Origin of the sequence: Symbiobacterium thermophilum IAM 14863 (genome assembly GCF_000009905.1) — a bacterium.
GTDB lineage: Bacteria > Bacillota > Sulfobacillia > Symbiobacteriales > Symbiobacteriaceae > Symbiobacterium > Symbiobacterium thermophilum.
Map to the genome: position 1 here is coordinate 3534667 of NC_006177.1, position 11838 is coordinate 3546504.

Consider the following 11838-nt stretch of genomic DNA (forward strand, 5'->3'; position numbering starts at 1 on the left):
TCCACCCTCTCCGTCAGTCGAACCGCTGGAAGTAGTAGCCGACCCCCCGCCGCGTCTTGATGTACTCCGGCCTGGCAGAGTTCTCCTCCAGCTTCTCCCTGAGCCGCCGCACGGTCACGTCCACCGTGCGCACGTCGCCGTAGTAGTCATAGCCCCAGACCTCCTCCAGCAGGGCCTCGCGCGAGAAGACCTGGCCGGCGTGGGCCATCAGGAAGCGGAGCAGCTCAAATTCCCGGGGGGTCAGCTCCAGCAGCTTGTCGCCCTTGCGCACCTCGTAGCTGGTCAGGTTGATGGTGATGTCGCCCTCGCGCAGGATCTCATCGGCAGCCGTGCGCGACCGGCTGCTCTCCGCCACCCGTGTGCGCCTGAGGATCGCCCGCACGCGCGCGATCAGCTCCCGGGGGCTGAAGGGCTTGGTCACGTAGTCGTCCGCTCCCAGCTCCAGCCCCAGGACCTTGTCCACCTCGTCCTCTTTGGCCGTCAGCATCAGGATCGGCACGGTGGAGAAGCGGCGGATCTCGCGGCAGACCGTGAAGCCGTCCAGCTTGGGCAACATGATGTCAAGGATGACGAGATCGAAGTCAGACGCACGGGCCTTGGCCACGGCCTCCTCGCCGTCGAAGGCCATCTCCACCTCAAAACCCTCGCGTTCGAAGCTGAACTTCAGGATTTCGGCAATAGGGCGTTCATCGTCCACGACCAGGATGCGATCGGCCATAACGTCCTCTCCTTATCTCTCTTCCAGCAGGCCTTTTCGCTCCGAAAGGCGTACGTTCCTTCCCTGTGCGGAACGCCCTTCGGCCTGATCCAGCCAGTCGGCATAGATCGATGCCATGCTGCGCCCCAGGGCGGTCTCCACCGCCCGGTCAAAGGGCACGCCCTCGGCCAGGAGGGCAATGAGCCCGGTGAGCCCCGGCCGCCCGTGCGCCTCCGCGATGTGAGCCACCAGCAGATGGCTCTGGCGGTAGGCCAGAGGCCGGTCGGGCAGGTCGTCGAACCGCCGGGTGAGCTCAGACAGGGTGTACAGCGGCGGGTCCAGCGGAGCCGCGGCGGCCTCCGGCCACACGTAGCCCGTCGCCAGCTCTTCCACGTACTGGGCGAGCCCCTCGGTGAACCAGCGGGGATAGTTGCCCTCGGTCAGCTCATCTAGCAGGTAATGGGTCAGCTCATGGGCGACCGGGCTCAACCGGCGGAACTCGCTCGCCAGTTCGGCCGGGTCGCCGGCCGCGATCCACACCCGCGGCGACAGTAACCCTACGGTGCCGCGCCAGTAGACCCCCACGGCGCTCTGCTCCGAGCCCCAGCCGTAGGCCGCGCGCAGCGCCGTCCGGTCAGGGTAGAGGATCAGGGGCACCCGCTCCGCAGGCGGGTATCCCACCTCCGCCACCACCCGTTCGTACACCGCCTCGGCCTGTTCCAGGATCAGCGCCGCGAGGTCGCCGTCCTCCGGCAGATAATACAGGACGAACCGGCCCGATTCGGCGGTACGGTATCCGGCCAGCCCGCCCAGGGTCCGCACCCTCCCCTGGTGGCGGTAATAACGGTAGACGGCTGCCCGTGCCCTGGGCCATCCCGCCAGCCCGCAGAGCAGGAGGGCGCCGGCCACCACGGCGGAGAGCAGCCGCCACACGACGCGTTGGCCTTTCATACCATAAACCCCTAAGCAGATAAGATTGCGTGTTAGCATAGTCTAGTATAGATGAAGCGTTGCGCAGCAACCATCCGCAGACTTTGGCAGGCAAAGCAAAGGGGCCCGTCCGCATTCGGACGGGCCCGCGGTGCGTCTCGCGGGTTCAGCCGATCCGTCGCAGTTCGGCCGAGAGTTGCTCGAACAGCTCCCGGTCGCGCCGGTCCAGCGCGCCGTCGATCTGCCGCAGGAGCTCCTGCCGGCGGGTCATGCGCTCCAGGTCTTCATGGAAGACCTCGTCGTGCCAGCGGGCCAGCATCCGGAGGAACTCCTCCCGCTCCTCGCTCCAGGGCGGCGGGGCGGTGGACAGGCAGAGCCCGATGCGCTCCGGCAGCGACTTCATCAGTTCCACCACGGCCTGGGAGGTCTTGGTGTACACCTTCTCCCCGCGCCGGAACAGGAACGGCCACGTGCCCGAACCCTTGGCCGACACCAAGATCGCGCAGTCGTAACCGGTAAGGTCGGACACCAGGTCGGTGCGACGGAGGATCTCCTCCTTGGAAAGCATGAACTGCAGAAATCCGCGCGCCTCCGAGAGCTTCGGCTGGTACTGTTCAAGGAAAGCCTTGATCTGGTCAGCCTTGCTCTTCGTCCCCCTGGGCCGCTCCATTTCGCACCCTCCCTGGAGATGGACTCGACACAGGACAGATGGGGCAGAAACTTTCCTGAATGATTCGACCACTCCCGCCCCGTCTCCTTCTGCCGGGATGCGCCTGGCTGCGCGAGATTTCCCTCTCCTGTACTATCGTCCCCATGGAGCCTGAAGCACATGCAGCCGGGACCCGCACAAACCAAGGGGCCGCCGGCGGACGTGCCGGCGGCCCGAAACGGGCCTGTCCCTGTTACGGATAGTAGTTCAGCGGGTTCACCGGATCCCCGTCGATGCGGATCTCGAAGTGCAGGTGGGGACCGGTGGAGTACCCGGTGCTGCCGACGTAGCCGATGATGTCGCCCTTGTTCACCTGCTGGCCCACCGACACGTTGAAGCCCGACAGGTGGGCGTACCAGGTGACCATCTTCCCGCCGCCGTGATCGATCTCGATCATGTTGCCGTAGTTGCCGTTCCAGCCCCGGTAGACGACCATGCCGCTGTCGGCCGCCCGCACCGGCGTGCCGTGGGGTACGGCGATGTCGATGCCGTTGTGCCACGTGCCCCAGCGCGGCCCGTAGTACGAGCTGATCTCCCCGACCACGGGCAGGATCAGCGACCCGCTGCCCAGATCCGGCACCTGCTTGACGCCGACCCGGCGCACCTGCGTCACCGGCTCCGCCGTGACGCGGCTCGACAGGACCTCGGTGCTGACGATCTGGCCGTCCTGCCGGCGCTCGCGGATAACCTTCTCCCGTGTCCCCGAGCGGCCGGGCGTGACCACCACCGACTCCCACGGCCACAAGGTGTCATCTTCGATCCGCTGCTCCGCGAATGGAATGCTCTCGTACACCACCCGCTGTGACACCGACTGGGGGTGCACGTAGGGCTCTTTGTAGGTGATGGTCAGCTGCTGACCGATCTGCAACAGCTCAATGTCGACGCCGGGATTGGCCTTGGCCAGCTGGTCGGTGGTGAGGCCGTACTCCAGGGCGATGTCCCAGGCCGTGTCGCCGGACGCCACCGTGTAGGTGGCCACCTTGTCCGTACCCAGGAGCAGGACGTTGATGGCCTCCTCCACCGTCTTGATGCTGTCCGCCGCCACCTCACCCTCCTCCCAGGTGACGGCTTCGGCGAAGGAGAGCTCTTCAACGACGGTCGCGTCGCTCAGGTACGACTCCCGGTACGAATTGAGGATGGTGTCCACGACCTCCCGGGCCGCCGCCTCGTCTGCGACGGCAACCACGGGCTCGCCGTTCACGGTGATGACGGCGGCCTTCTTCATCTCGACCACCTGGGCCGCCGCGGGCTCGCCCAGCGGATCGCGCGCGGTCCTGGGCCCCTGCGCCTGGCGCGAGGCGATGTCCAGCCGTTCCCGGTCAGTGGTGTCCGCACTGGCCAGCTGATCGGGCTCCGCGCCGGCCGTGCCGGTTCCCGTCTCCTGCCCATCCGCCGCTGCTGCCGGCTGTGAGCGTTGCAGATTCCGTACGCCAAGGTCGGCTGCGAGACCTAGACTGATGATCGCTGCGAGCACCACCAGCAACAGGGGACGGCGTGGCAAGGCGGGTCCACCTCCTCAATGCATGACGAGGTATATAGTTTCGCTTTGTATGGTGTATTTCCTGCCAGGTTTCCGGAGAACGCGGAACCACTGCCTGACACTTTTTCTATGGTCTGTATGGATGTCCCATTCGTTAATGGGCCGCGTAGACGCGCATCACCCGGCCGACGTAGGGATGATCCGCCCCCAGGTGGGCCTGCCTCGGGCCACCGTTGTACGCGGCCAGGGCCTTGTCCCAGGAACCGTACTCCCGGTAAAGCGCCTGCAGGTACCAGATGCCCATGTGCAAGTTGGTCCACGGGTCGAAGAGGTCGTACTCCGTCCAGCCCAGGCGGCTGGCAATCCACTGCGCGGTACCGGGCAGGATCTGCATCAGTCCTGTATCGTTATGCGTCCCGACCGTTCGCGGGTTCCACCGGCTCTCCACGTGACCCACCGCGGCGACCAGGCGCGGGTCGACCCCGTACTGGGCGGAAAGATCGAGCACCATCTGGCGGAACTCGGGGGGCACCAGGTCGGCGATGCGCTCCAGATCCCGACGCCGCTCGGCATCCGCCTGTCGCGCCAGCTGCCGCTGGGCTGCCGTCAAATCAGCCGCCGCCTCCTCCGCTTCCCGGGCGACCAGGGATGCGCTTCGCCGCGCCGCCTCCGCCCGCCGCTGGGCGAGCATCAGGTCGTGCTCGGGGATCGTGGGCTCCACCGGGCCCAGGGCCTGCGGTACGCCGGCGGCCTCCAGCCGGCCCTGCATGCCGTTCAGCGCAAAGATGAACAGGAACACCACCAGCGCCATGAGGTCACGGCGCAGGCGGCGCGCCCGGAACCTCCTGCGGGCACGGTCGCTTCTCATGAATTCCCACCTCAGGAAGACTTTACCATGCGCCGGGCGCGAAATTTGTCGAAGCCTGTCGCGAAGCAATCGAGTAGGAGGGGGCGGCTAGCCCCCGTCCTCTCACACCACCGGACATGCGGGTCCGCATCCGGCGGTTCGCCAGGATTGACGAGTCGCTTCATAGCATTCGGTCAGGCTTATCAGCCCCTGGGCACGCCAGTAGGCGTCGCCCAGGGCGCTGTTTAGTGGGCCACCTGCCATCCGCCACGGGCCTTTGCGGCTGTTGGCGAGTTGGTGGACTACCCATTCGGGCAAACCGAGGGCGCGCAACTCCCGAAAGCGCGTGCGTACACGCTTCCACTGCTTCCATACGCATGCTCGCAGCCGACGCTTCAGCCATCCTTCGAGTCTTTCAAAGGCTGACCTGGCATCGGAGAGCGCATAGTACCCAACCCAGCCCCGCAAGTAAGCATTCAGGCGCCGGATTCGGTCCTCCATGCTCTGGCTGCGGTTGCGGTCCGTCAGCGTGCGGAGCTTGTCCTTCACGCGCTTCAGGCTCTTCGGGGCCAGCCGGATGCGCACTCCCCGGTGCTTGTAGAAACTAAACCCGAGGAACTGCCGCTTCCACGGCCGGTCCACTGCGCTCTTCTCCTCGTTGACCTTCAGCCGTAACCGCTCCTGCAGGAAGTGGCGCACGCTCCTGTAGACCCGTTCTCCCGCCCGCTTGCTGCGGACGTAGATGTTGCAGTCATCGGCGTACCGGACGAAGTGGTGCCCGCGGCGCTCCAGCTCCTTGTCGAGGTCATCCAGCAGGATGTTCGCCAGCAGCGGGCTCAGCGGACCGCCCTGCGGCGTCCCTTCCTCCGTCGCCACGACTACCCCGTTCAGCATGACCCCAGCCTGTAAGTACCGCCGGATCAGCCGCAGCACACGCTTATCCGTTACCCGCCGCGCCACGCGGGCCATCAGCACGTCGTGGTTGACCCGGTCGAAGAACTTCTCCAGGTCCATGTCCACGACCCAGTCGTACCCTTCCTCCACGTACTGACGTGCCTTCCTGACCGCATCATGACCCCGCCGCCCCGGCCGAAAGCCGTAGCTGGATTCGGAGAATGTCGGGTCAAAGATCGGCGTCAGTACTTGCAGGAGTGCCTGTTGGATCAGGCGGTCCATCACGGTGGGAATCCCCAGCATCCGCTTGCCGCCGCCCGGTTTCGGGATTTCGACCCGGCGGACTGGCTGCGGTCTGTAGGTCCCCTGGAGCAGTCCCTCACGGATGCGGCTCCACTCCACGCGAATCTGGTCCCGCAGCCGTTCGGTGGGGACACCGTCCACGCCGGGAGCGCCTCCGTTCCGCTCCACCCGTTTCAGGGCGGCCAGCATGTTCTCCCTGGCCACCACCTGCTCCATCAGGTTGCTGTGCTCCCCGCGGGGTAACGTTCCGTCTTGTGCCGGCTGCCCACTCCGCCCTCTCGCCGTCCCTTGCGGCTTCACCGCTACCTCCGGCGAGCAGGTCCCGTTCGGGGTCTTCTGCGTTTGTCGCGGGCTGCTCGAACGCAACGGGTTCACCCCTTTCCTGACGTTCGGCCCTTCCCGGTTGGGGCGTCCCCCTGCCGGTACTATGGCCTTTGCTGACTTCTGCCGGTTCAGCTGCGTCTCCCGACGCAGGTTACCAGCGTTGCTGGCGTTCCCGGCAGATCTCCCCGGGTAAGAACGCTGACCTTCACCCCGCACCCGCCCCATCTACCGCACCGCCCTTTGGCAGCTTCGGGTTTTGCTGTGTTCGGCCAGCTCACCCGAGCGGCACAGCCTCCTATGGGGTTCGTGTTCCTCGGGTCGTGGCTTTGCCTCGGGCTTCCTTCAGATTCCGCCTCACGACGGACACCCTTGCCTTTGGCTAACGGGCTGGTGCTGCCTCGCCCGTAGCGGACTTTCACCGCCAAGTCAGCGCCCATGCCGGGCACACCGAAAAGGCCCCCGAGGTCTCTGGGACCTCGGGGGCATCTGGAGCCGATGAGGGGGCTCGAACCCCTGACCTGCCGATTACGAATCGGCTGCTCTACCGGCTGAGCTACATCGGCAGCGAAAACGGAGACGGGTGCCGTCTCCGCGTACCTGGAGCGGGTGATGGGAATCGAACCCACGTTCTCAGCTTGGGAAGCTGATGTTCTACCATTGAACTACACCCGCGGCTCCTCGACGAGGACTATTATACTGGCGCCCGTTGCCGAATGCAAGGCGGTTTCGGCTTGAAAATCGCGGGACGGCTGCCAGCCGTCCCGCGCGCGCATTCCAGAGTCACGTCCGCATCAAAAGATGGCGGAGCGGTAGATCGCCTGCGTCCGTTCGCTGCCCACCCCCAGGATGGAGACGCGGACGCCGGTGACGTCCTCGATCAGCCGGACGTACCGCCGGGCGCCTTCCGGCAGCTCGTCGTACTGCCTGGCGGTGCTCATCTCCGCCGACCACTCCCAGTTGGGCAGTTCCTCGTACACGGGTTCGACCTGGCTGAGCGCCTTCAGGCCGACGGGGAACTCCCGGGTCACCGTGCCGTCGGGCATCCGGTAGCCGACGCAGACCTTCAGCGTGGGCAGGCCCGTCTTGGCCAGCGTGTCCAGGTGCGGCACGGCCAGGTCAGTGATGCCGCTGACCCGGCAGGCGTAGCGCACCATCACCAGGTCGAGCCAGCCGATGCGGCGCGGTCGGCCGGTGGTCGTGCCGTACTCGTGGCCCTCCTCGCGGATGCGGTGCGCCTCCTCGCCGTGCAGTTCGGTCGGGAAGGGCCCCTCGCCGACGCGGGAGGTGTACGCCTTGACCACGCCGACCACCCGGGAGACCTTCGTCGGCCCGACGCCGGCGCCGATGATGGCTCCGGCGGCGATCGGGTGCGACGCAGTCACGTACGGGTACGTGCCGAAGTCGATGTCCAGCAGGTGGCCCTGCGCGCCCTCGAACAGCACGTTCTTGCCTGCGTCGATCGCATCGTTGACCAGCTCCACCGTGTTCGCGACGTACGGCCGCAGCCGCTCCGCGTACTCCAGGTACGGCTCCGCGATCTCCTCCACGGTGAAGCCCGGCAGGCCGTACACCTTCTCCAGGATGCGGTTCTTCTCCTCGACCAGGGCCGTCAGCTTGGGCAGGAACTCGTCGCGGTCGAGCATGTCGACGAGGCGGATGCCGACCCGGGCGAACTTGTCCATATAGGCCGGCCCGATGCCGCGCCGTGTGGTGCCGATCTTCCGGTCGCCCTTCCTGTCCTCCTCCGCCTCGTCCAGCCGGATGTGGAAGGGGAAGACGATATGCGCGCCGCCGCTGATCCGCAGGCTGGAAAGATCGACGCCCTGGCTCGCCAGCCGGTCCATCTCCTCCAGCAGCTTGGGCGGATCCAGCACCACGCCGTGGCCGATCACGCACAGCGTGCCGGGATACAGGATGCCCGAAGGCACCTGATGCAGCTTGTACTGCCTACCGCCGGCCCACACAGTGTGTCCGGCGTTGGACCCGCCGGTCGAGCGAACGACCACCTGCGCCCTCTCCGCCAGCAGGTCGACGAACTTGCCCTTGCCCTCGTCGCCCCACTGCGCGCCCATCACCACTACGACTGGCATGTCGGCACCTCCCGTACGAAACGCGCCGGGCCCCCGTGGCGGGGGCCCCGGTCCGCGCTGGCCGATTCCCTGGCAAAGTGTATCATCCGCCGACTCGCGGTGTCAATGCAGCGGCCGAACGTTGTCCACAGTTGTGGATACTAATGTTCGTAACTCGCGACGTCAAAGATTCGCGCGTCGTCGCGGGAATCTTGGCTACTGCCGCCGCTGCTCGCGTCCGTACATCCGCTGGATCTCCTTGGCAAAGTACAGCTCCACCGTGCCGATGGGACCGTTGCGGTGCTTGGCCAGGATGACCTCCACGATGTCCTTCTTGTCGGTGTTCTGGTCATAGTAGTCTTCCCGGTAGAGGAACGCGACCACGTCGGCGTCCTGCTCCAGCGCGCCGGATTCACGCAGGTCCGAGAGCATCGGCCGCTTGTCCTGCCGCTGCTCCACCGAGCGGGAGAGCTGCGACAGGGCGATGATCGGCACCTTCAGCTCGCGGGCGAGCGCCTTCAGCGACCGGGAGATCTCCGAAATCTCCTGCTGCCGGTTGGCCTGCTGCCCCGGCCGCTGGGGCAGCGACATCAGCTGCAGGTAGTCGACGATGATCAGATCGAGACCGTGCTCCTGCGCCAGCCGGCGCGCCTTCGCCCGCATCTCCTGCAGGGGGATGTTGGGCGTATCGTCGATGTAGATGTCGCTCTCGCCCAGCACCGAGAGCGCCGTGCCCAGCTTGTGCCAGTCCTGGTCCTGCAGTTGCCCGGTGCGCAGCTTGTGGCCATCCACCGTGGCCTCCGATGCCAGGAGGCGCAGGGCCAGCTGCTCCGCGGACATCTCCAGGGAGAAAAAGATCACCTTCGCTTTGGCCTGCACCGCGGCGTTGCGCGCGATGTTGAGGGTGAAGGCGGTCTTGCCCACCGACGGGCGTGCGGCGACGATGATCAGGTCCGAGGGCTGAAAGCCCGACGTCATCGCGTCCAGGTCCCGGTAGCCGGAAGGTACGCCGGTGGTCCGGCCCTTGGTGGAGTAGAGATGCTCCAGGTGGCCGTAGGCGGTGACCAGGGCGTCGCGGATGTGCAGGTACCCCCGGGCGGACCGGCGCTGGGTCACGGCGAAGATCGACTTCTCCGCCTCCTGCAGCGTCTGGTCCACATCCTCCGCGATGTAGCACTCGTCCACGATGCGCCGCGCCGCCGTCTGCAGCCGGCGGAGAATCGCCTTCGACTCCACGATCTCCGCATACTGCAGGACGTTGGCGGTGGTGGGCACCAGGTTGATCAGGCTCGTCAGGTAGGTGAGCCCGCCCACCTCCTCCAGCTGGCCGGTGCGGATGAGCTCGTCCTGCACCGTGATCGGATCCACCGGCTCCCCGCGGTTGTACAGCGCGAGCATGGCGGCGAACAGGTGCTGGTGCCGGTCGGCGTAAAAGTCCTCGGGCACCAGCTTGTGGGCGACGGCGACCACCGCCTCCCGGTCGATCAGCATTGCGCCCAGGACAGACTGCTCCGCCTCGAGGTTCTGGGGTGGAACCCGCTCACTGAAGGCGTTCACGGCTAGCTCGCCCCCTCACCGCCGGGCGCGGCCATAACCAGGCGCATCGCCTCCTCGATGGTGGAGGCGAAGCAGACCTCGATGCCCGGCACCTGCTGCGGTACGTCCTTGCGGTTCTCCTCGGGCAGCACCACCCGGGCCATGCCCGCCTGTTTGGCGCCGTAGATCTTCTCATAGATACCGCCCACGGCCCGGATGCCGCCGCGGATCGAGACCTCACCGGTGATGGCGACGTCCTGCCGGATCGGGCGCCCCTGCATCGCCGAGATCATCGCCAGGTAGATGGCCGTGCCGGCGCTGGGGCCGTCGATCCGGCCGCCGCCGATGACGTTCACGTGCACATCCCAGTTGGACAGGTCCTCGCCGGTGACCCTGCGGACCACCGCAGCCGCGTTGAACAGCGAGTCCTTGGTCATGGAGCCCGCGGTGTCGTTGATGCGCAGCACGCCCTTGCCCGGCTCCCGCGCCGGGAAGGCGACCGCCTCGATCTCCAGCACCGAGCCGACAAAGCCCAGCACGCCCAGCCCGAAGATGCGCCCCACCTCCGCCGTGGGCGACGCCTTGCGGGTGACGTAGGGCGACAGCCGGCTGGACTGGATGACCTCGTAGACCAGCTCCTGGGTGATGGTGATGGGCTCGTTCTCCTTCCCGGCCTCCGCCGCCCGGTACAGGGCGAGGCCGTAGGCGTCAGCCAGGATGCCCACCGCCTTGCGTCCCTCGATGGTGTAGTCGGCGATGATGGCCTCCACCCCGGCGGCGAGGTGCGCGCCGATCCTCTCCGCGGCCTGGCGGACGATGAGCGCAATGTCCTCGGGGGTGAGCGGCTCGAAGAAGACTTCTGCGCAGCGGGAACGCAGGGCCGGGTTGATGTCTTCGGGATCCCGGGTGGTCGCGCCGATCAGCACGAAGTCGGCCGGCGCCCCCTCCTCGAACAGCTTCTTGATGTACTTGGGCACGTTGGGGTCGTTCTCGTCGTAATAGCTGGATTCGAAGGTAACCCGCTTATCCTCCAGCACCTTCAGCAGCTTCGTCTGGAGCAGCGGATCCATCTCGCCGATCTCGTCGATGAAGAGCACCCCGCCGTGCGCGTCGGTCACCAGCCCGGTGCGCGGCTCGGGAACACCGCTCTCCGCCAGGTCACGCCGGGCGCCCTGGTAGATGGGATCGTGCACGGAGCCCAACAGCGGGTTCGTCACCTCCCGGGGGTCCCACCGCAGGGTCGTGCCGTCCACCTCCACGAAGGGCGCGTCCTCCGCAAACGGAGTGTGCGGCATCGTCTTGGCCTTCTCCAGCACCAGCCGGGCCACAGTCGTCTTGCCGACCCCGGGCGGGCCGTAGAGGATGACGTGCTGCGGGAACGGAGAGGCGACCTTGGCCAGCAGGGCCTGGATCGCCCGGTCCTGGCCCACGACCTCCTCCAGCGCGCGCGGGCGGAGCAGCTCCGCCGCGCTGCGGTGCAGCGACTTCTTCTCCAGCGACTCGAGCCACTCCAGCCGCTTCATCGTCGAGCTGGTCTCGGGCCCGGCCTCCTCCTTCAGCACCTGCTGCTTGATCTCCCGGTAGTAGTCATCCTGCCGCTCCTGCATGCGGGTCTGGATCTTCCGCTCGATCCGGTCCTCCACCGTGCGCCGGGCCGCCAGGTCAGCCACAGCGTCCTCCAGCTGGTCCAGGATCTCCGGCAGTTCCCGGGGGTCCGGGACGGTGTCGAGCGTCGGGTCCTCATAGACGAGGCGCTGCAGGGCCAGCACCTGCTCCTCCACCTTCTCGGACTTCATCAGCCCGAGGGCGTCCAGCTTGCCGGCCTTGACCACCAGACGCTCCGGCCCCCAGACGCCCATGAGCACGTTGAAGAGCGCGCCGACCTGCCGGGCCTGCCGCTCTTCGGCCGAGAGCCTCTGGTTCAGGGCTTCCGCGTCCTCCGGCTGGGCGCCGCGCATGAGCTTGTCCAGGAATTCCTTCATCATAGCGGCCGAAGCCCACACCTCCTTCCACGCGAGGACCGCAATCAGCGAAGGCCCAGGCTGGCAC

The 11838-nt window shown here is 66.8% G+C and carries 9 protein-coding genes and 2 tRNA genes; all 11 read right to left on the minus strand.

Annotated elements, in window-relative coordinates; genetic code table 11:
• Positions 1–13 precede the first annotated feature (13 nt).
• A complete protein-coding gene (locus STH_RS16475; RefSeq protein ID WP_011197420.1) occupies positions 14–718 on the minus strand; it encodes a response regulator in 705 nt (234 codons plus the stop codon).
• 12 nt (positions 719–730) lie between these two features.
• Positions 731–1648, minus strand: coding sequence for a peptidase MA family metallohydrolase (locus STH_RS16480; protein WP_011197421.1), 918 nt, complete (start codon positions 1646–1648; stop codon positions 731–733).
• A gap of 145 nt (positions 1649–1793) precedes the next feature.
• A complete protein-coding gene (locus STH_RS16485) occupies positions 1794–2297 on the minus strand; it encodes a YpiB family protein (RefSeq protein WP_011197422.1) in 504 nt (167 codons plus the stop codon).
• A 232-nt stretch (positions 2298–2529) separates the two neighbouring features.
• Positions 2530–3837: a M23 family metallopeptidase gene (locus tag STH_RS17645; RefSeq protein WP_011197423.1), complete on the minus strand. Its 1308-nt coding sequence runs from the start codon at positions 3835–3837 to the stop codon at positions 2530–2532.
• A 133-nt stretch (positions 3838–3970) separates the two neighbouring features.
• A complete protein-coding gene (locus STH_RS17650; protein WP_148205617.1) occupies positions 3971–4684 on the minus strand; it encodes a lytic transglycosylase domain-containing protein in 714 nt (237 codons plus the stop codon).
• Between the two features lie 102 nt (positions 4685–4786).
• Entirely contained in the window at positions 4787–6076 is a 1290-nt protein-coding gene (ltrA, locus tag STH_RS16500; protein ID WP_011194155.1) for a group II intron reverse transcriptase/maturase, read from the minus strand.
• Positions 6077–6671: 595 nt separating this feature from the next.
• Positions 6672–6747, minus strand: a tRNA-Thr gene (locus tag STH_RS16505).
• Positions 6748–6782: 35 nt separating this feature from the next.
• Positions 6783–6856, minus strand: a tRNA-Gly gene (locus STH_RS16510).
• Positions 6857–6975: 119 nt separating this feature from the next.
• Positions 6976–8274 carry an adenylosuccinate synthase gene (locus tag STH_RS16515; RefSeq protein ID WP_011197425.1) on the minus strand — a complete coding sequence of 433 codons (1299 nt, stop codon included), beginning with the start codon at positions 8272–8274 and terminating at the stop codon, positions 6976–6978.
• 195 nt (positions 8275–8469) lie between these two features.
• Positions 8470–9810 carry a replicative DNA helicase gene (dnaB, locus tag STH_RS16520; protein ID WP_011197426.1) on the minus strand — a complete coding sequence of 447 codons (1341 nt, stop codon included), beginning with the start codon at positions 9808–9810 and terminating at the stop codon, positions 8470–8472.
• A 2-nt stretch (positions 9811–9812) separates the two neighbouring features.
• The gene (gene lonC / locus STH_RS16525) at positions 9813–11771 is read right to left on the minus strand and encodes a Lon family ATP-dependent protease (protein ID WP_043716317.1); all 1959 of its coding nucleotides are present in this window, start codon (positions 11769–11771) and stop codon (positions 9813–9815) included.
• Between the last annotated feature and the right edge of the window lie 67 nt (positions 11772–11838).

Bases quoted from the DNA above. Each gene is read 5' to 3' on its own strand.
- ltrA (WP_011194155.1), bottom strand. From the start codon at position 6,076: ATGGAGCAGGTGGTGGCCAGGGAGAACATGCTGGCCGCCCTGAAACGG.
- lonC (WP_043716317.1), bottom strand. From the start codon at position 11,771: ATGAAGGAATTCCTGGACAAGCTCATGCGCGGCGCCCAGCCGGAGGAC.
- STH_RS16515 (WP_011197425.1), bottom strand. From the start codon at position 8,274: ATGCCAGTCGTAGTGGTGATGGGCGCGCAGTGGGGCGACGAGGGCAAG.
- STH_RS16485 (WP_011197422.1), bottom strand. From the start codon at position 2,297: ATGGAGCGGCCCAGGGGGACGAAGAGCAAGGCTGACCAGATCAAGGCT.
- STH_RS16475 (WP_011197420.1), bottom strand. From the start codon at position 718: ATGGCCGATCGCATCCTGGTCGTGGACGATGAACGCCCTATTGCCGAA.
- STH_RS17650 (WP_148205617.1), bottom strand. From the start codon at position 4,684: ATGAGAAGCGACCGTGCCCGCAGGAGGTTCCGGGCGCGCCGCCTGCGC.
- STH_RS16480 (WP_011197421.1), bottom strand. From the start codon at position 1,648: ATGAAAGGCCAACGCGTCGTGTGGCGGCTGCTCTCCGCCGTGGTGGCC.